This window comes from Streptomyces sp. 2-1 (assembly GCF_048564895.1).
GTDB lineage: Bacteria > Actinomycetota > Actinomycetes > Streptomycetales > Streptomycetaceae > Streptomyces > Streptomyces phaeochromogenes.
Genome location: NZ_CP183383.1, coordinates 5,621,755 through 5,641,161, shown reverse-complemented (window position 1 = coordinate 5,641,161; position 19,407 = coordinate 5,621,755). Strand labels below are relative to the sequence as shown.

Sequence of the window (19,407 nt, the reverse complement as noted above, 5' to 3'; positions counted from 1 at the left end):
GCGCGGGCATTGGACTTTCGGCAGTGTCGGACCGCCCTCGACGTCCGTACCGTCGCGTGCATGGACAGCGTGGCGATCAACGGTGTGGCCCTGGAGGCCGGGAGGGCTGGTTCCCGGCCGGTTCTCGATCCGGGCGGTCTTCTGACGGCGGGCGCCGTGCTGGCCGCGGGTCTCAGCATGGTGAACCTGTGGTGGACCGTCCCGACCGGCGTCGTCGCGTTCCTGGCGGGCCGTCGGCCCGGGCCGACGGGAGCGACCGTGCTCGCCCTCGTCGCGATTCTCGCGACCGGCGTGGTGGCGGTGTCCGTCGTGCCGGCCTGGCTCCCATGGGGGAGCCAGTTCGTGGCGGTGGTGGTCGTCGCCGCGATGCTTCCCTGGTTCGCGGGCCGGTTCTGGCGCCAGTACCAGGAGCTGGCACGGGCCGGCTGGGAGCGCGCCGAGCAGTTGCAGCGCGAGCAGCGGTTGGTCGCCGATCAGGCACGGCTGCGGGAGCGGGCGCGCATCGCGCAGGACATGCATGACGTACTTGGCCACGAGCTGAGCCTGATCGCGCTGTCGGCCGGTGCTCTGAAACTCGCGCCGGGTCTCGAAGAACACCACCGAAGGGCCGCGGGCGACATCAGGGTCAGGGCGGGGGCCGCGGTGGAACGGCTCGGAGAGGTGATCGGTGTCCTGCGGGAGGAGACCGACGACGCACCGCTGCGCCCGGTCGGCGCCGACCTCACCGAGCTGACCGCGGAGGCTTCGGCGGCCGGGCTCATGGTCGAGTTGCGTATCGAGGGCGAGGCGGACGGGCTGCCGCCGGTGGTCGAACGGGCCGCTCACCGCGTCGTGCAGGAGGCACTGACCAACGTCGCCAAGCACGCGCCCGACGCGACGGCGACCGTCCACGTGACGCATGCGGCCACGGAGACAAGGGTGGTGGTGGAGAACGGCCCGCCCTCGTCCGCGACCGGTGCCCGGCCGCGGGGCGGCGGGCGTGGCCTCGTCGGCATAGAAGAGCGTGTGCGGCTGGCCGGTGGCTCGTGCGATCACGGCCCGCGTGGCGAGGGGTTCGCCGTCGTCGCACGGATTCCGCACGCACCCCCGGCGCAGCCGTCACGACCCCCCAGCTCCACGGAGTCGACGTTCTCCACGGCGTCGAGGCCCGACCGCGAGCTGCCGCGGGAACATCTGCGTGCCCGCCGCCGTGTCGGCCGGGCCTTCGTGGCCGCGCTCATGGTGCCTCTGCTGACCGGGGCGCTGCTGGGCGGAGCACTGGTGGGGTGGGAGATGCTCTCGGCGTCGAGGTCGGTCCTGGACCCGGGCGACTACGCCCGTCTGCGCGTGGGGCAGGATCGCGTCGAAGTGGAGCGTGTCCTGCCGGACCGTCAGACGAACCACCGGCCGTCGGCCGCCGAACCAAGGGGACCCGGTACGACGTGCGAGTACTACGCGATGACGGCCGACCGGTTCGACGACCGGTCCGGGGACGCCTACCGGCTCTGCTTCCGGGAGGACACGCTCGTGTCCCTGGCCGCGCTCACCCCGTGAGCGCCCGGTGATCCGGGTGCTGATCGCCGACGACGAGCCGATGATCCGCGCCGGGGTGCGCGCCGTTCTCGCCACGGATCCGGACATCGAGGTCGTCGCCGAGGCCGTCGACGGGCACGACGCGGTGGAACTGGCCCGGCGCCACCGACCGGCGGTGGCCGTACTCGACATCCGTATGCCGGGGATCAACGGCATCGAGGCGGCGGCGGAGATCCGGAGCACGGTGCCGGCCACGGGCATCGTCATGCTGACGACGTTCGGTGAGGACGACTACATCCTCCAGGCGCTCGGCGGTGGCGCGGCCGGCTTCCTGATCAAGTCGGGCGAGCCCGAGGAACTGATCAGGGGCGTTCGCGCGGTGGCCGAGGGCGCCGCCTATCTGTCACCGAAGGTCGCGGCCCGGGTCGTCACGCACCTCGCCGTGACGGGCGCGGGCACCCTGGCCGGCCGGCGCTCCGCCGCCCGGGACCGGGTCGCCGCTCTCACCGTTCGGGAGCGGGACGTGCTGGCCCTCCTCGGCAGCGGGCTGTCCAACGGTCAGATCGCCCGGCGGCTGCATGTGGTGGAGGGAACGGTCAAGGCCCATGTGAGTTCCATCCTGGCGAGGCTCGGTGTGGACAACCGGGCCGCTGCCGCTGTCGTGGCCCATGAAGCCGGAGTCCTTCCTCCTCAGGCTCCCCGGTCGTGACGCCCGCAGCCCCAGTGCTGACGCCGACCGCTGTGCGAGCGGCATGAACGCGAGCAGCACAGCCGCCACCACGGTTCCGCCGAGCACCGCACCGGCGAGTACGTCGTGCGGGTAGTGAACCCCCACGAGGACCCGTAGCAGCGCGGCGGCCCCCGCCAGCGGCAGCGTGACCGCGGCGAGGAGGGGCCGCAGCAGGGCCAGGCCGACCGCCAGCCCGGCGGCCAGGGTGGCGTGGTTGCTCGGGAACGACCAGTCACCCGCCGCGGGACACTCCGCGATCACGTCGGCCGTCAACGGCAGTGCACGGCAGGGCCGTTCCTCGTCCACCACCAGTTTCACGGCCTCGCTGATCGCGTAGGCGACGACGGTGCCGAGGCCGGTCAACATGGCTCCTGCAACCCCTCGGGCGCTTCCGCGGCGGAGGGCCGTCCAGCCCACCCAGGCCAGCAGCAGCCCGAGGATCACCAGAGTGCCCTCGGTGGCCACTTCCAGGAACGGCCCCAGCCAGGACGGTCCGTCCGCCGTCCACCCGGTCACCGAGCGGTAGGCCGACGCCGAGGTTCCGTCGGTGACCTCGATCGCTCCGGCCTCGCCCAGCCCGCCCGGGGACAGCCAGGAGCCGCCCGGGGAGAGCGCGACGACCCCTCCCGCACCCATGCCCAGGAGGCCCAGCGCGGCCGGCAGCCGACCGGCCCTGGTCTTCTCTCGCGACGCTTTTTCCATACGGCCTGAACGTAGGAGCGGGGGCAGCCGCGAACCTCGGCCGAACGTCAACCCCCGACCTTGACGATCGTCAGGGTTGACGTGATCGGGCACGGGCGAGTGTTGCCGGGTACCTGGCAGGGACACGCTCTGTGACAGGAGTAGCGTCGGCCCCATGAAGGCAGTGACCATCACCCAGCCCGGCGGCCCCGAAGTGCTCAAGTGGGCGGAGGCGCCGGACCCCGTTCCCAGCGACGGGGAAGTCCTCATCCAGGTGGCGGCGAGCGCGGTGAACCGTGCCGATCTGCTGCAGCGGCAGGGGTTCTACGATCCGCCGCCGGGCTCGTCCCCGTACCCCGGCCTCGAATGTTCCGGGCGGATCGTGGCGGTCGGCGCCGGTGTCTCGGGGTGGGCCGTCGGGGACGAGGTGTGCGCGCTGCTCTCCGGCGGCGGGTACGCCGAGAAGGTGGTGGTGCCGGCCGGGCAGCTGCTGCCCGTGCCCGAGGGGATCGGGCTCGACAAGGCGGCCGCGCTGCCCGAGGTGACCTGCACGGTCTGGTCCAACGTCTTCATGATCGCCCACCTCCGCCCCGGCGAGACGCTGCTGGTGCACGGCGGGGCGAGCGGCATCGGCACCATGGCGATCCAGCTGGCCAAGGCCGTCGGCGCGAAGGTCGCCGTCACCGCGGGCAGCAAGGAGAAGCTGGACTTCTGCGCCGACCTCGGCGCGGACGTGCTGATCAACTACCGCGAGCAGGACTTCGTCGAGGAGATCAAGGCCGCCACCGACGGGGCGGGCGCCGACGTCATCCTCGACAACATGGGCGCCAAGTACCTGGACCGCAACGTCCAGGCCCTCGCGGTCAACGGACGGCTCGCGATCATCGGCATGCAGGGCGGCATCAAGGGCGAGTTGAACATCGCGATGCTTCTGGGCAAGCGCGGCGCCGTCACCGCGACCTCGCTGCGGGCCCGTCCCGCCGGGGAGAAGGCGGCGATCGTCGCGGCCGTACAGGAGCACGTCTGGCCGTTGATCTCCGCCGGTCACGTACGTCCGGTGGTCGACCGCGAGCTGCCCATGAGCGACGCGGCAGCGGCGCACCGGGTCCTGGAGGAGAGCGGGAACATCGGCAAGGTGCTGCTCACGCTCCCGTAGGACTCGACGCCTGGGGCGGGGGCCGCGGCAGATTGTGGCCCGCCCCGTCTCAGCCCCGCCGCACGCGCAGTGCGACGAACGCGAGGCCGAGGCCCAGGCCGATGAGGACGAGTCCGCTGCCGAGGGGCAGGACCCGCAGGACGGGTTCCGAGGCGTGTACCTGGCGGCCGGCGGCCTGCTCGGCGTCGAACGGCGGGTGGGACCGGGGCGCGGTGTTCCCGGGCGTCTCGGGGGCGACAGCGCCCTCCGACTGCTCGCCGTCCGCTGGCCCGTCCGGGTGACCGGCCCCGCCGTCCTCCTCCGGTGCTTCTTCCTGCCCCTCGTCCGGAGCTGCCTCTTCGTCCTGCTCTTCCTGTTGCTCTTCCTCTGACTCCTCCGTCGGCGCGGGTGGCCGGCCCGGCCGCTCGCGTCCCTCTCCGGCCCGGCTCCCGGCCCGTGACTCGCCGGGTGCGGGTTCGTAGGAGGAGACGTGGGGGACGGCGTACGAGATCGGAGCGGGGCCCGCCAGCAGGACCAGCAGCAGGCCGGTCACGTGCAGGGGGCGGAGCCATGGAGTCACGTCGGTGACCCCCTCCTGGTGCGAAGGAACCAAGATCGACGGCACCAGAGTCACACGGGGCGCCCACACCGGCATCCCGACCGTCCGGGTGCCGACGCGGTCGACGCGATCACCCTCAGTGACACTCTTGGCGTGAACAGATGTACGGGGTAGAGATACCGGTTATGTCGATACGTCACGGTCTGCTGGCACTTCTGGAGCGTGGGCCCCGCTACGGTTCGCGGCTGCGCACCGAGTTCGAGACGCGCACCGGCTCCACCTGGCCGCTGAACATCGGGCAGGTCTACACGACGCTGGGCCGGCTGGAGCGGGACGGTCTGGTCGTTCAGCAGGGCGTCGACGAGGCCGGACACGTGCTGTACGCGCTGACGGACGCGGGCCGGGCCGAACTGCGGTCCTGGTTCACACGTCCCGTGGAGCGTACGAACCTGCCGCGTGACGAGCTGGCGATCAAGCTGGCCATGGCGGTCGGGGCGCCGGGGGCCGACATTCGGGCGATCGTCGAGACACAGCGGCGGTATCTCTCGGAGGCGATGCACACGTACACCCGGCTGCGGGCGCAGGCGCTCGCGGAGGGCCCCGGGCACCGGGACGAGGTGGCCCGGCTGCTCGTCCTGGAGCACCTGGTCTTCCGTGCGGAGGCCGAGATGCGGTGGCTCGACCACTGCGAGGCCCGGCTGCTGCGGCTCGCGGAGGCGGCGGCCACGGATCCACCGCAGCAGCCGCCGACGCCGCCGATGCCGTCGGTCTGACGCGCGACGCCGGTGCGTACATGGTGGATCACGCCCGGGAGGGGGCACCAGGGTGATGAAGTGTGCGGGTGCGAGAGAATGGCGGCATGGAGATGCCGAGGAACGAAAGGTCGCCGGAGAACCCCCAGATCCTGGTCGTTGGCCAGGACGGGATGGCTCTCGGCGGCGGAGGAGACGAGGACTCCCGTGAGGTCCCGGTGACGGAGATGGTGGAGCAGCCCGCCAAGGTCATGCGCATCGGGAGCATGATCAAGCAGCTGCTGGAGGAGGTGCGTGCGGCACCTCTGGACGAGGCGAGCCGGGTCCGGCTCAAGGAGATCCACGCCAGCTCGGTCAAGGAGCTGGAGGACGGGCTCGCTCCCGATCTCGTTGACGAGCTGGAGCGGCTGTCCCTGCCGTTCACGGACGAGGGCATCCCTTCCGACGCCGAACTGCGGATCGCGCAGGCCCAGTTGGTCGGGTGGCTGGAGGGGCTCTTCCACGGGATCCAGACCACCCTGTTCGCCCAGCAGATGGCGGCCCGCGCCCAGCTGGAGTCGATGCGCCGGGCGCTTCCGCCGGGTGTGGGCGGCGGCGAGGAGGACGACGACCCGCGTGCGGGCGGCCGTGTCGGGGGTCCGTACCTGTAACTGCGGGCCGTACCAGTACCCGTATCCGAACCTGCACCCGTAATTCCGACGACTCCCATCACTCCGAACAGCGCGCGGACGAAAGGGGCCCGGCAGAAATGCCGGGCCCCTTCGCGTGTCCGAACGGTCAAGGAATCAGGCGGGGTTGCCCGTCGACACATAGAGCTGGATCTTGGGCATGCTCTCGGGGTCGACGTCCGCGTCCGCCGCGGGGATCTGGCTCATCACCGTGTCCTGGCCGTAGGCGTTCTCGTCGACCGGCTGGCTCTCGTACTGCCAGCCCGCCGCCTGCAGACACGCCTTCACAGAGTCCATGTTCTTGAACTTGAAGTCCGGGACCTTGATCTTGTCGGCGTCGTTGTACGACTCGTCGGGCTCCGTGCACTCGGTCTTCTCGATCTTCTTCGTGGTGTCCGGCCCCTTGTGCCCGGCCACCTCGGACGCCGACGCGCTGGATTCGGTACCGCCGCCGCCCTTGTCGTCGTCGCCCCCGCCGCCCAGCTGCAGCGCGGCGATCAGCCCGCCGACGGCGGCCAGCGCGACCACGATCGAGCCCACGATCACCGGCATGTTGCTCTTGCGGCCACCCCCGGAGGCGGGCGCCGAGGACTGCTGCGGCGTGATCGTGTACGGCGGCGGGGTGGAGAAGCCCTGCTGCGGGGAGTAAGCGGCGGTCTGGGCCGGCGTCGGGTAGCCGCCCTGCTGCGGATAGCCGTACGAAGGGGCGGGTGTGGACGAGTGCGCCGGGGTCGGCGGGCCGTAGGCGCCCGGCTGGTACGGCGTCTGTACGTTCCCCTGCGGGGCCTGGGCCGACTGGTCGACCGGGGGGAACACCGCGGAGCCGACACCGGCGCCGCTCGACGTCTGGGCGCCCGGCACGATGCTCGGCGGTGCGGCCTGGAACGACTGGGCCACGCGCAGGCACTCGTCGCGCATCGACTCGGCGCTGACGAAACGCTCGTTCGGGTTCTTCTTCAGGGCGCGGGTGATCAGCGCGTCCACGGCCGGTGGCAGCGAGCGGTTGACCGAGGAGGCCAGGACGGGCTCCTCCTGGACGTGCGCATACGCTATGGCCAGCGGCGAGTCCGCCTCGAACGGCAGCCGTCCGGTGACCAGCTGGAACAGCATGATGCCGACCGAGTACAGGTCCGAGCGGGCGTCCACGCCCCGGCCGAGGGCCTGCTCCGGGGAGAGGTACTGCGGGGTGCCGACGACCATGCCGGTCTGCGTCATCGACGTGACACCGGACTGCATGGCGCGGGCGATGCCGAAGTCCATCACCTTGACGACGTTCCGCTTCGTCATCATCACGTTGCCCGGCTTGATGTCGCGGTGGACCAGGCCCATCTCGTGGCTGATCTCCAGGGCCGCCAGCACGTCCGCGGTGATCTTCAGGGCCTTGTCGGCGGGCATGGCGCCGAACTGGGCGATGTCCTGGTCGAGGACCGAGCCGAGCGGGCGGCCCTCGACGTACTCCATGACGATGTACGGAGTCGTCGCCCCGTCCAGGTCGTCCTCGCCGGTGTCGAAGACCGAGACGATGTTCGTGTGCGTGAGCTTGGCCACGGACTGGGCCTCGCGGCGGAAGCGCTCGCGGAAGGCCTGCTCACGGCCGAGCTCGGTGTGCAGTGTCTTGATCGCGACCTGTCGGTCGAGAACCGAGTCGTACGCGAGATGGACCGAGGCCATGCCGCCCTCGCCGAGCAGGTCGCGCAGTTGGTAGCGCCCGCCGGCGACCGAACGCCCCGCGTACCGGCCGTGTCCGCCGTCCTGGCTCATGTCTCTGCGTCCCCCATCGGCGTGCCCCGATCACGCGGGCCGAAGCTGCTGATGTGGCCCCCGTGGCGGTGATCCATAGTGTTATTCCCGGCCAAGTCTGCCGGAGGGCACTGACACGTCAAGCTCGGTGCCCGTTCCGTGACCGTACGCGAAAGAAGAGTCGCGGAAGCGTTACAGGTGCCGTACGCCCGGTACACAGAATTTGCACGCGCGGACCGGCTGTGGGTTTCATGGCCGGTCCATCCCGGGTCGGCCTCTCACGCGGAGGCTGTAGCGTGGCCCGACGGAGACCGTAACAACCACCGCGCGTACCTTCGACCGGTGCGGACAGAAACGACGGCGAGGACTGATGGCACAGCAGCGCGCTCAGGGCCCGTCCGACCCCGAGGCGACTGGCGGCGGTATGTCAGATGCGCCGGAGTTTTGGGGTAACGGCGGGCTGGTCGGCGACGGCCGGTATCGGATGACCCACAGACTCGGCCGGGGCGGCATGGCCGAGGTGTTCGCCGCCGAGGATGTCCGGCTGGGGCGCACCGTCGCGGTCAAGCTGCTCCGCTCCGACCTGGCGGAAGACCCCGTGTCCAAGGCGCGGTTCACGCGCGAGGCACAGTCGGTGGCCGGGCTCAACCACCATGCGGTGGTGGCGGTCTACGACTCCGGCGAGGACGTGGTCGGACACCAGGTCGTCCCGTACATCGTGATGGAGCTCGTCGAGGGCCGCACGATCCGTGACCTGCTGCTCAACGCCGAGGCGCCCGGGCCCGAGCAGGCGCTCATCATCGTCTCCGGAGTGCTGGAAGCGCTCGCTTATTCGCATCAGCACGGCATCGTGCACCGCGACATCAAGCCCGCGAACGTGATCATCACCAACACCGGTGCGGTCAAGGTGATGGACTTCGGCATCGCCCGCGCCCTGCACGGCGCCCAGTCGACAATGACTCAAACCGGCATGGTCATGGGCACGCCCCAGTACCTCTCGCCGGAGCAGGCGCTCGGCAAGGCGGTCGACCACCGCAGCGACCTGTACGCGACGGGCTGCCTCCTGTACGAACTCCTCGCGCTGAGGCCGCCGTTCACCGGTGAGACCCCGCTCTCGGTGGTCTACCAGCACGTCCAGGACATCCCGGTGCCCCCTTCCGAGGTCTCGGACGCGGCGCCGCCGGAGCTGGACGGCCTGGTCATGCGCTCGCTCGCGAAGGAGCCGGACGACCGGTTCCAGACCGCGGAGGAGATGCGCGGGCTCACCCAGTACGGGCTGCAGATGCTGTACGACCAGGGCGGCCACACCGGGACCTGGAACACCGGTCCCGTGGAGATGCACGAGGCTGTGAACACCCCGGCGATGGGCCTCGCGGGCTCCGCCGGGCTGCCGCACCCCGGCGACTCGGGCACCACCCAGATCCCGTCACCGATGCTGCCGCCCGGCCGTGGCGGAGGCGACGACGGGGGCTTCGAGGGACACGGCAACCGGGGCAGCGGCCGCGGCAAGCTGTGGATCCTGGCGGTCCTCGCGGTGGTCGCGATCGCGGCGGGGGTCGCGCTGGCGCTGCAGAACGGCAACGGCGACGGCGGCGGGGGCAGCACGACGCAGTCGCCGACCACCTCGCAGACCGAGAAGGAAACGACTCCGAGCGAGAGCACGTCCGACGAGCCCACGGACGAGCCCACGGACCAGGACACCGGCACGGGCGGCGACCCGGACTTCACGCCGTCGTACACGACATCGCCGAGCAACAGCCCATCTCCCACGAAGAGCGAGCCGACGGACCCGGAGACGACTCCGACGGACGAAGAGACGCCGACGGACCCGGAGACGACTCCGACGGATGAAGAGACGCCGTCGGGCGAGCCGACGGGCGAAGTCGGTGACGTGGAAGGCGCCGAAGGCTGACCCGGCCCCTCCGTAACACCCTTCACGCGCGCGTGGAACCCGGAATCGGGCTCCACGCGCGCGTGCCGTTTCACGAGCCCCACGGCCGAGGCGGCCGAGCCGAGTGAGATGGCTGCGGCGGTCGATCCGTTTCGGCCTCACCCCACGAACGCCTCGCACACCGCGTCGTACTCCCGCGTCCACCACACCGCCAGCGCGGAGGCCGCGGGGAACTGCGGGTCGGCGCGGGTGTCCCCGCGCTCGTAGTGCCAGCGCAGTATCCAGAAGTCGTTGAGCCGCTCCCACCACACGCGGTGCACGGCGGCCGAGAGCTCGGAGGGGGTGGCCCGCGCGGAGCGCCGGTACGCGCGCGCGTAGGCCTGTACCTTCGTCAGGTCGAGTGTGCCGGCCGGGCGTACGAAGAAGATCACCGCGGAGCGCACCGCCTCCTCGGCCTGCGGCTGGACGCCGAGCCGGTCCCAGTCGACGATCGCGGCGGGGGTGTCTCCCCGGTAGAGCACGTTGAAGGGGTGGAAGTCCCCGTGCACCCAGCCCACCGAGCCGCCCTGCGGGGGCCGTCGGTCCGCGTGCCGTTCCAGCAGGGCGCGCCGCTCCAGGAGGCGGTGGCGGGCCAGTTCGTCGAAGGCGTCGGCCGGGTGGTGGCGGCGTACCCGGGCGAGCAGGTCGTCGATGAGGGCGAAGGTGTCGGAGGGGTCGGCGCTCTCCGCACGCTCCTCGGCCCGCCGCGGCGGCATCACCTGCTCCAGGGAGGCGTGTACGACGCCCAGGAGCGCCCCCAGGCGCCGGCACTGCTCCGTGGTGAGCTGGGCCCCGCTGCGGTGGCGTCCGTCGATCCAGGGGTGCAGCGCGTACGCGTGGCCGCCGACGACGGCGACCGTGCGGCCGTCGGTGCCGGTCAGCGGCGGGGCCACCGGGACGCCGAGGTCGGCGAGGCGCTGGGTCGCGCGGTGCTGGCGGGCGATCGCGGCGGGGTCGGCGGTCTCGGGGTCGAAATGGTGCTTGAGGAAGTACCGGCCCCGGGTGGTGGCGAGGCGGTAGCCGCGGTTGAGCAGCCCCTGGTCGACGGGTTCGCAGGCCAGCGGGGCCCCGGCGGCGTATCGCCGCAGCAGGGCGCCCAGCGGGGGTGCGGGGGAGAGGGCGGGCGAAACAGATGAGCGCGGCACGCGCCAGATGTTAGGGCACCGGAGAGGCCGTTGACCTCGGGCTTGTCACGGACAGTGCTGGTGTGCAAGCTCCAGGCCACCGTCCGTCGAGTGCACGGTGACGAACTCCGGTGTGACCTCCAGGTACACGGGCTCGAAGGGCGCGTCGTCCACGCGGCGCGGGGCCGGGCCGAAGAGCGCGAGCTGGGCGGAGGTCGGCTCGACGGTCTCGCACACGCCGACGACCTGGACGGACCAGTGGCCCTCGCCCTCGCCCGCGCGCGGGGAGCCCAGGTTGTCCGCGCCGTACGCGACGACGCTTCCCGCGCACGCCCGGTGGTGGCCGTACCCCTTGTGGATCCGCAGCAGGACACGGCCGCCCACCACGATGTGGCGGGCCGTGGCCAGGAAGGGCAGCGCGCGCATGCTGGCCGCCAGGCGGCCGTGCTGGACGCGGCCGAGCAGTCCGGCGGCGAGCTGTTCGTCGGTCGGCATGCCTCTCAATGTGCGGCACCGCGGGAGCCGGAGAAAGGGCCGCCCGACCTTCCGCGCAGGGACATAAGTCCTGAATAAGCGGCCTCTACGGAGTGCGGGACGGCGTCCGCGCAGCGCTGATCGGCCTCTACGGAGAGCGCGGACAACTGGACACGGCCCTCCGTAGAGCGCGTGAGGTGCGTGAGGCGCGTGAGGCGCGTGAGGCGCGTGGGACACGCAGGGCACGTGGGGCGCGGAAACTCAGCGCTGCTGCTTCTCCGCCTGCATCCGGGCCACATAGGCGGCGGCCTGCGCACGTCGCTCCATGCCGAGTTTGGACAGCAGACTGGAGACGTAGTTCTTGATCGTCTTCTCGGCGAGATGGAGCCGCTCGCCGATCACGCGATTGGTGAGCCCCTCGCCGATCAGGTCGAGGATCCTGCGCTCCTGGTCGGTGAGGCTCGCGAGCCGGGTGTCGCCCTTGGCGCTGCCTCCGTCGCGCAGCCGCTCCAGCACGCGGGCGGTGGCCTCCGGGTCGAGCAGGGACTTGCCGGCGGCGACGTCACGGACCGCAGAGAGCAGCTCCTCGCCGCGGATCGCCTTGAGGACGTAGCCCGAGGCGCCCGCCATGATCGCGTCGAAGAGGGCCTCGTCGTCGGCGTAGGACGTCAGCATCAGGCATTTGATGCTCTCGTCCCGGGAGCGGATCTCGCGGCACACCTCGACCCCGCTGCCGTCCGGCAGGCGTACGTCGAGGACGGCGACGTCCGGGTGGCTGGCCGGAATTCGCGCCAGCGCGTCGGCCGCCGTGCCCGCCTCGCCGACCACTTCGAAGTCGTCCTCCGCCGAGAGCAACTCGTGCACACCCCGGCGGACCACCTCATGGTCGTCGAGAAGAAATACAGTGATTTTTCCTTCTTCGCGCACGGAGTCAGTCTCACACACGATCTTTCCGGCCGCCCCGGTCGGACTCTTCCCGTCCCCGGGGTGACCGGGATAACGTGCCGGTGTTCCGGCCCCCTGCCAGGCTGTAACCAGTGCTCTGACCAGCGACTGTTCCCGATCGGCGCGAAGTACTTGGAAGTCCGAGTGGAAAGTACTCGGAAATCCAAGCAAAAACGCAGGTCAGGAGGGGTTTCACAGAAATGTGGAGCACTGGGTAACGTGCTATGTGCAGGGCGCTCGCCGGGGCACCTGTCACGCCTGTTCCCGGCCGAGCGCACCCACCCCGTGCGCGGGTACGGAGATCAGGCGAGCCGCACTGGTCACCCGGCAACCCCGGGGACCGGACCGACGGAGGAGCACACGTGACCGTGGAGAGCACTGCCGCGCGCAAGCCGCGACGCAGCGCCGGTACCAAGCGCACCGCTGCGAAGAAGCCGCCGGGCGCCCAGCCCGAGCTCGTACAGCTGCTGACGCCCGAGGGCAAGCGCGTCAAGAATGGCGAATATGACGCGTACGTAGCCGACATCACCCCCGAAGAGCTCCGCGGCCTGTACCGCGACATGGTGCTCACCCGCCGCTTCGACGCCGAGGCCACCTCCCTGCAGCGCCAGGGCGAGCTGGGCCTGTGGGCCTCGCTGCTCGGCCAGGAGGCCGCCCAGATCGGCTCCGGACGGGCCACCCGCGAGGACGACTACGTCTTCCCGACCTACCGTGAGCACGGCGTGGCCTGGTGCCGCGGGGTCGACCCGACCAACCTCCTCGGCATGTTCCGCGGCGTGAACAACGGCGGCTGGGACCCGAACAGCAACAACTTCCACCTCTACACGATCGTCATCGGCTCGCAGACGCTGCACGCCACCGGCTACGCCATGGGTGTGGCCAAGGACGGCGCCGACTCGGCCGTGATCGCGTACTTCGGAGACGGCGCCTCCAGCCAGGGCGACGTCGCTGAATCGTTCACCTTCTCCGCGGTCTACAACGCCCCCGTCGTGTTCTTCTGCCAGAACAACCAGTGGGCCATCTCCGAGCCCACCGAGCGCCAGAGCCGCGTTCCGCTCTACCAGCGCGCGCAGGGCTACGGCTTCCCGGGCGTCCGCGTCGACGGCAACGACGTCCTCGCGTGCCTCGCCGTCACCAAGTGGGCCCTGGAGCGCGCCCGCCGGGGCGAGGGCCCCACCCTCGTCGAGGCGTACACGTACCGCATGGGCGCCCACACCACCTCGGACGACCCGACCAAGTACCGGGCCGACGAGGAGCGCGAGGCGTGGGAGGCGAAGGACCCGATCCAGCGCCTGCGCACGTACCTGGAGGCTTCAAACCACGCGGACGAGGGATTCTTCGCGGAACTCGAGGCCGAGAGCGAGGCGTTGGGAAGGCGAGTGCGCGAAGCGGTCCGCGCCATGCCCGACCCGGACCACTTCGCCATCTTCGAGAACGTGTACGCGGACGGGCACGCGCTCGTCGACGAGGAGCGGGCCCAGTTCGCCGCCTACCAGGCGTCGTTCGCCGATGAAGGGGAGGGCAAGTAGCGATGACCGCGGAAAAGATGGCATTGGCCAAGGCGATCAACGAATCGCTGCGCACGGCCCTCGACGCCGACCCCAAGGTCCTGATCATGGGCGAGGACGTCGGCAAGCTCGGCGGTGTGTTCCGGGTGACGGACGGTCTGCAGAAGGACTTCGGCGAGGAGCGGGTCATCGACACCCCGCTCGCCGAGTCGGGCATCGTCGGCACGGCGATCGGCCTCGCCCTGCGCGGCTACCGCCCGGTGGTGGAGATCCAGTTCGACGGCTTCGTCTTCCCGGCGTACGACCAGATCGTCACGCAGCTCGCGAAGATGCACGCGCGGGCGCTCGGCAAGATCAAGCTCCCCGTCGTGATCCGCATTCCGTACGGCGGCGGCATCGGCGCGGTCGAGCACCACTCCGAGTCCCCGGAGGCCCTGTTCGCGCACGTCGCGGGCCTCAAGGTCGTCTCCCCGTCGAACGCCTCCGACGCGTACTGGATGATGCAGCAGGCCATCCAGAGCGACGACCCGGTGATCTTCTTCGAGCCGAAGCGGCGCTACTGGGACAAGTCCGAGGTCAACCGCGAGGCGATCCCCGGCCCACTGCACAAGGCGCGCGTGGTGCGCGAGGGCAGCGACCTCACGCTGGCCGCGTACGGCCCGATGGTGAAGGTCTGCCAGGAGGTCGCGGCCGCCGCCCAGGAAGAGGGCAAGTCCCTCGAAGTGGTGGACCTGCGGTCCATGTCCCCCATCGACTTCGACTCCATCCAGGCCTCGGTCGAGAAGACCCGCCGCCTGGTCGTGGTCCACGAGGCACCGGTGTTCCTGGGGACGGGCGCGGAGATCGCGGCCCGGATCACGGAGCGGTGCTTCTACCACCTGGAGGCACCCGTGCTGAGGGTCGGCGGCTATCACGCCCCGTACCCGCCGGCACGGCTGGAGGAGGAGTACCTGCCTGGCCTGGACCGGGTGCTCGACGCCGTCGACCGCTCGCTGGCGTACTGAGGAGAGGGTCGTGACGACGATGACTGAGACTGCCTCGGGACTTCGCGAGTTCAAGATGCCCGACGTGGGCGAGGGCCTGACCGAGGCCGAGATCCTCAAGTGGTACGTCAAGGCCGGTGACACGGTCACCGATGGCCAGGTGGTCTGCGAGGTCGAGACCGCCAAGGCCGCCGTCGAGCTGCCGATCCCCTTCGACGGGGTGGTGCACGAGCTGCGCTTCCCCGAGGGGACGACGGTGGACGTCGGCCAGGTGATCATCGCGGTGGACGTGAACGGCGGAGCCGCTCCGGCCGCCCCGCCGGCCGAGGCACAGGCCCCGGCCGCGTCCGCTCCGGCAGCCGCCTCCGCTCCGGCGGCTCCCGCCGAGCGGACCGAAGCTCCTCCGGAGAAGCCCGCGGCTTCCGACGAGAAGCCCAAGCCCGCGGGCCGCACGCCGGTCCTCGTCGGCTACGGGGTCTCGGAGTCCTCCACGAAGCGCCGCCCCCGCAGGGGGGTTCCGGCCCAGCAGCCCGAGGCCGCCGCGGCGAAGGTGGCCGTCCAGAGCGAGCTGAACGGGCACGGTCACGCGGCTCCGGCGGCACGCCCGCTCGCCAAGCCTCCGGTGCGCAAGCTCGCCAAGGATCTCGGCGTCGACCTGGCGACGGTCACACCGTCCGGGCCTGACGGGATCATCACGCGCGAGGATGTGCACGCGGCGGTGGCCCCGGCCACTCCCGTCCAGGAGACTCCGGCCGCGGCAGTGCCCGCGTCGGCGCCGGCTCCCGTCCGGGCTCCGGCTCCGGCCCCGGTCGCCACGTACGACGGCGCCCGGGAGACCCGTATCCCGGTCAAGGGCGTCCGCAAGGCGACCGCCGCCGCGATGGTCGGCTCGGCGTTCACCGCGCCGCACGTCACCGAGTTCGTGACGGTGGACGTGACGCGCACGATGAAGCTGGTCGAGGAGATCAAGAGGGCCCCCGACACGTACGGGCTCCAGGGGCTGCGGGTCAATCCGCTGCTGCTGATCGCCAAGGCCCTGCTGGTCGCCATCAAGCGCCACCCGGAGGTCAACGCCTCGTGGGACGAGGCCAACCAGGAGATCGTCCAGAAGCACTATGTGAACCTGGGCATCGCCGCCGCCACGCCCCGCGGCCTGATCGTCCCGAACATCAAGGACGCCCACGCCAAGACCCTGCCCCAGCTCGCCGAATCGCTCGGGGAGCTGGTCGCCACCGCCCGCGACGGCAAGACGTCACCGGCGGCGATGCAGGGCGGCACGGTGACGATCACGAACGTCGGTGTGTTCGGCGTCGACACCGGTACGCCGATTCTCAACCCGGGTGAGTCCGCGATCCTCGCCGTCGGCTCGATCAAGCTCCAGCCGTGGGTCCACAAGGGCAAGGTCAAGCCTCGTCAGGTCACCACCCTTGCGCTCTCCTTCGACCACCGCCTGGTGGACGGGGAGCTCGGCTCCAAGGTGCTGGCGGATGTGGCCGCGATTCTGGAGCAGCCCAAGCGGCTGATTACTTGGGCCTGACGGGTCTTGGTCGGGGCAGCTCCCAAGAAGCAAGGCCGGGGCAGGCTCTCAAGAAGCAGGAAGGGGGCGCCGCAGGCTTGGATCGCGGTGCCCCTCTTCTGTTCGACCTTCTGTTCGACGCGGCATGCGCCGGGCAGCGGGCAGCTCACTGGCCGGTCAGTGGCCGTTCGCGAGCGGGGGTGGTGCAGGCGCGTCCCAGGGCCGGGCGATCGTGGCGTCGGGCTCCCAGCCGTACCGGGTCAGGGACTCGGCCTCCCCGTGTCTGCCGGTCCGCCTCAGCAGCCGCACCACGTGGGAGTGACCCCAGACGTCAGTGAACGGAGCGATCCGTTCCCACAGGACGAGTGCCTCTTCGTCGCGGCCGGCCCTCTCCAGGGCATCCACAGCCTGCTCCGCCGCGTGGATGTCCCCCTCCTCGGCCTGTTTCAGAAGGGCCCTCAGGCTGTCCTCGGAGGTGGTTGCCGCTGGTACCCGCGACGACTCGAAAGAGGCCGGGCGCTCGCCGCCCTGCGCGAGTCCCCGCGGCGGCGCGGTCGCCTCCTGCGCAGGCCGTGTCATGGGCAGAGGCCGGTTCGCGTGTTCAAGGGCGACGGGAGCATCACCCTCGGCCGTCGTCAGGGCTTCCCCATGACCGGTTGTTTCCTCATGGCCGGTCCGTACGGCCTGACGGGACCACGAGAGCGCCGTCTCCTGCTGAGCCGTACCCCACAGCCGGCCGCTGGCGTGGCGCGTCGCATCTCCGGTACCGGCCGAAGCCGCACGCTGATACCAGTCCCGCGCCTCTTTCGCGCGTCCTGCCCGCAGCAGGTTCTCGGCAGCGCATCTCATGGCATGCGCGTCACCGAGCCGCGCCGCCCGCCCGTACAGGGCGAGCGCTTCCTCCGTGCGGCCCAGCCGGTGCCACAGCAGTTCCGCGGCGACCGGCAGAACATGGGCCGTGCCCATCGACACACACTCGTCGATCAAGGCGAGAGCGTCCCGAGCGCGGTTCGCGTCAAGGAGCCTCTCGACTGCTTTCGGCAAGGAGACGAGCGTGCCCGCGCGGGCTGCCGCCGCATACCACCGGAGTGACTCCTCGACACGGCCTTCCGCATCGAGGGTTTCGGCTGCCAGGCGCATAGCGGTGGCGTCCCCGGACTCGGCCAGTCCGCATATCCATGCCAGCCCCTCCGCGACGCGTCCGTTCTCCCGCATGAGCGCGATCGCACGACCCGCCGCCTCGTGCACCCACCAGCGATCGTCCTCCGCGATGCGCTGGAAACCCGAGATCGCCTGTTCCAGTTCTCCCGACTCCTGAGCGATGACGGCGAGTTGCCAACGGGCGGTGGTGTGGCCGACGTCGGCGGCGGGCCGCAGCCATTCGGCTGCCGACTCCCGAGTGAGTTCTCCGTGGTGGCCCTCGCCGACTTCCGACAGCCGGTCGGCCGCGTGTTGCCTGACGTTGTCGTGCTCGGAGTGCAGGGCACGCAGCAGCAGGGCACGTGCCTCGGAGCCGCGGTCCGTCGCAAGCAGCATGTCCGTGACCGAGGACAACGACAAGCAGTCGCCGAGCAACACATTCCGCTCGTACCAGGCGGTCGCCGCGTCGATGTGGCCCGCATGCTCCAGGAGTTTCCCGGCCGTGGGGAAGGCCGCGCTGTCGCCGGCAACGGCCGCGGCGGAGCACAGGTCCATCGCGATGCGCAGCAGCCCCCGGTGCTGGGCGGATCGCGCCAGGGTGACAAGGTCACCACGATGGGCGAAGCCGATGAGCGCGTCCCATGCTCCCGCTGGACTCCGTACGGCCTTTCGAGCGCGGCGACCTTCTTGTTCGAGGAAGTCGGCCAGTCGATACGAAGGTTCGCCGGGTCGGGGCTCGCCGGGCCGGGGATGCATGCGCGCGAGTGGACCGGGCACGCCTCTGCACTCCGCCTCCGTGTAGGCAAGGGCCCGCTCCAGCCAGTCCGGGAGCCGCGCCAGCCGCTGCCACTGGGCGTTCGTGAGATACGCGGGAGCGGCGGCCTCCAGCAGCGGCAGCGGGAGATCGGGTCCGTGGCCGAGGAGGCGGACGTCCATCGCCGCATCGATCAGCGCCTTCGCCGCCGGTGGCGCGTTCCGATACCGCTCGACCAGGACCGGCGTGCCCGCCAGGTACTGGGTCACCTCGCCATCCCGCGCATTCGCGAGGGCCCTGTTCAGGCGAGGGTCGATTGCGGCCTGCTCCCGAAGCGCGGTCCGGTCGGCAACAGTGGTGAAGGCTGACGGGACCGCCACCGCGCAGCCCGTGAGGAGTGCCCGGGCCCGCTTGTGCCGGTCCTCGTCCCGGTCGGCGGGCACGGCTGTGAGGGTGTGCCACGTCTCCTCCCACATCGTCCCCAATACGAGGACGGGCGTGCGATCGGGATCGTGCAGCAACGCGCGCAGCCCGTCGGCGAGGACTTCCCCGGCGGGTGTGTGAAGACAACGGTTGTGCGTCTCGTCGAACCAGACCACTGTGCACGGGGCGATCGAGGGCAGCTCTTCGAGGGCGGCCGAGATGCCCTGCACGATCCACAAGCGCCATTCCGGCGGAAGGAGTTGGACCGCCTCCCAGCACGCTCTTGTCTTGCCCGTGGACGAGCCGCCGACCAGCACCGCGATTCGGCTCTGTCCCGACACGGCTTCTTCGGCCAATGAACGCAGCCTCGTGTCGTGGGGACGGACGACATAGGCCGGCAGCATCGGCAGGCTGATGTTCTCGTCGTCGGCCTCGATCGCCCGATGCACCTCCAGGGCCGACGGATCCACGCAGTCCGCGATCGGCTGTCCCGGAGGCTGGTACGCCCGTGCCCGCAGCCACAGATCAACCACCCGGCGCGTCATGTCGTGCATGTCCCAAGCGGCCCTGCGCGCCAACACCGCCATCACGGCCACCGCGACGGACTGTTGCGCCGGCAACTGCGGTGAACCGATGCAACGACGTACGGTGTCGCGGTTCGGCCGGGCGGCGAGGCTGTCGTCGGCGGCGATCTCAACGACGATCTCGTCCAGAGTCGGTGCGCCGGCAGCCTCGTACACCTCGTACAACATGTCCTTGAAATCGCGTAATGGACCCACCGGCACCCGCGCTCGTGCCAGTGGTCGGGGTCGGCGCACCGGACCGCCCCACTC

General features: G+C 70.8%; 15 protein-coding genes and 1 pseudogene. 9 read left to right on the top strand and 7 right to left on the bottom strand.

Going from position 1 to position 19,407, the window contains the following annotated elements:
- The first annotated feature begins 60 nt into the window (after positions 1-60).
- Together ACN20J_RS24780 and ACN20J_RS24775 are read left to right on the top strand one after the other, a co-directional pair.
- Entirely contained in the window at positions 61-1,533 is a 1,473-nt protein-coding gene (locus ACN20J_RS24780) for a sensor histidine kinase (RefSeq protein ID WP_419666841.1), read from the top strand.
- A gap of 7 nt (positions 1,534-1,540) precedes the next feature.
- Complete coding sequence (locus ACN20J_RS24775) at positions 1,541-2,221, top strand: response regulator (RefSeq protein WP_419666840.1); 681 nt, start codon at positions 1,541-1,543, stop codon at positions 2,219-2,221.
- A 12-nt stretch (positions 2,222-2,233) separates the two neighbouring features.
- Here the strand turns inward: ACN20J_RS24775 and ACN20J_RS24770 are convergent.
- Positions 2,234-2,944, bottom strand: a pseudogene (locus ACN20J_RS24770) (phosphatase PAP2 family protein); the annotation flags it as partial.
- A 154-nt stretch (positions 2,945-3,098) separates the two neighbouring features.
- Between ACN20J_RS24770 and ACN20J_RS24765 the strand changes: the two are divergent.
- Positions 3,099-4,079, top strand: coding sequence for an NAD(P)H-quinone oxidoreductase (locus ACN20J_RS24765; protein ID WP_361911857.1), 981 nt, complete (start codon positions 3,099-3,101; stop codon positions 4,077-4,079).
- Between the two features lie 49 nt (positions 4,080-4,128).
- Here ACN20J_RS24765 and ACN20J_RS24760 read toward each other — a convergent pair whose 3' ends face one another.
- A complete protein-coding gene (locus tag ACN20J_RS24760) occupies positions 4,129-4,638 on the bottom strand; it encodes a hypothetical protein (RefSeq protein WP_419666839.1) in 510 nt (169 codons plus the stop codon).
- A 164-nt stretch (positions 4,639-4,802) separates the two neighbouring features.
- Here ACN20J_RS24760 and ACN20J_RS24755 point away from each other — a divergent pair, with 164 nt between their 5' ends.
- Both ACN20J_RS24755 and ACN20J_RS24750 read left to right on the top strand, forming a co-directional pair.
- Entirely contained in the window at positions 4,803-5,390 is a 588-nt protein-coding gene (locus ACN20J_RS24755; RefSeq protein WP_189841473.1) for a PadR family transcriptional regulator, read from the top strand.
- 86 nt (positions 5,391-5,476) lie between these two features.
- On the top strand, positions 5,477-6,019 hold the full coding sequence (locus ACN20J_RS24750; protein ID WP_055613039.1) for a bacterial proteasome activator family protein: 543 nt from the start codon (positions 5,477-5,479) through the stop codon (positions 6,017-6,019).
- 135 nt (positions 6,020-6,154) lie between these two features.
- Here ACN20J_RS24750 and ACN20J_RS24745 read toward each other — a convergent pair whose 3' ends face one another.
- Positions 6,155-7,798, bottom strand: coding sequence for a protein kinase domain-containing protein (locus ACN20J_RS24745; RefSeq protein ID WP_419666838.1), 1,644 nt, complete (start codon positions 7,796-7,798; stop codon positions 6,155-6,157).
- 346 nt (positions 7,799-8,144) lie between these two features.
- Between ACN20J_RS24745 and ACN20J_RS24740 the strand changes: the two genes are divergently transcribed.
- Positions 8,145-9,689: a protein kinase domain-containing protein gene (locus ACN20J_RS24740; protein WP_361912083.1), complete on the top strand. Its 1,545-nt coding sequence runs from the start codon at positions 8,145-8,147 to the stop codon at positions 9,687-9,689.
- 137 nt (positions 9,690-9,826) lie between these two features.
- On the opposite strand, the gene ACN20J_RS24735 is transcribed toward ACN20J_RS24740, so the two are convergent.
- From ACN20J_RS24735 to ACN20J_RS24725, 3 genes are all read right to left on the bottom strand, one after another.
- Positions 9,827-10,852 (bottom strand): phosphotransferase, encoded by a 1,026-nt coding sequence (locus ACN20J_RS24735; protein WP_190230781.1) that lies wholly within the window; start codon positions 10,850-10,852, stop codon positions 9,827-9,829.
- A 45-nt stretch (positions 10,853-10,897) separates the two neighbouring features.
- Positions 10,898-11,326, bottom strand: a complete 429-nt coding sequence (locus ACN20J_RS24730; RefSeq protein WP_190230780.1) for a pyridoxamine 5'-phosphate oxidase family protein — start codon at positions 11,324-11,326, stop codon at positions 10,898-10,900.
- A 240-nt stretch (positions 11,327-11,566) separates the two neighbouring features.
- On the bottom strand, positions 11,567-12,232 hold the full coding sequence (locus ACN20J_RS24725; protein WP_190230779.1) for a response regulator: 666 nt from the start codon (positions 12,230-12,232) through the stop codon (positions 11,567-11,569).
- 380 nt (positions 12,233-12,612) lie between these two features.
- Here ACN20J_RS24725 and pdhA point away from each other — a divergent pair, with 380 nt between their 5' ends.
- The 3 genes from pdhA to ACN20J_RS24710 are packed head-to-tail and all read left to right on the top strand — an operon-like array spanning position 12,613 to position 16,278.
- Positions 12,613-13,779, top strand: coding sequence for a pyruvate dehydrogenase (acetyl-transferring) E1 component subunit alpha (gene pdhA, locus ACN20J_RS24720; RefSeq protein WP_055613033.1), 1,167 nt, complete (start codon positions 12,613-12,615; stop codon positions 13,777-13,779).
- Between the two features lie 2 nt (positions 13,780-13,781).
- Entirely contained in the window at positions 13,782-14,762 is a 981-nt protein-coding gene (locus ACN20J_RS24715) for an alpha-ketoacid dehydrogenase subunit beta (protein ID WP_143641408.1), read from the top strand.
- 10 nt (positions 14,763-14,772) lie between these two features.
- Entirely contained in the window at positions 14,773-16,278 is a 1,506-nt protein-coding gene (locus ACN20J_RS24710; protein ID WP_190230778.1) for a dihydrolipoamide acetyltransferase family protein, read from the top strand.
- A gap of 156 nt (positions 16,279-16,434) precedes the next feature.
- On the opposite strand, the gene ACN20J_RS24705 is transcribed toward ACN20J_RS24710, so the two are convergent.
- Positions 16,435-19,326 (bottom strand): hypothetical protein, encoded by a 2,892-nt coding sequence (locus tag ACN20J_RS24705; protein WP_419666837.1) that lies wholly within the window; start codon positions 19,324-19,326, stop codon positions 16,435-16,437.
- Positions 19,327-19,407 lie beyond the last annotated feature (81 nt).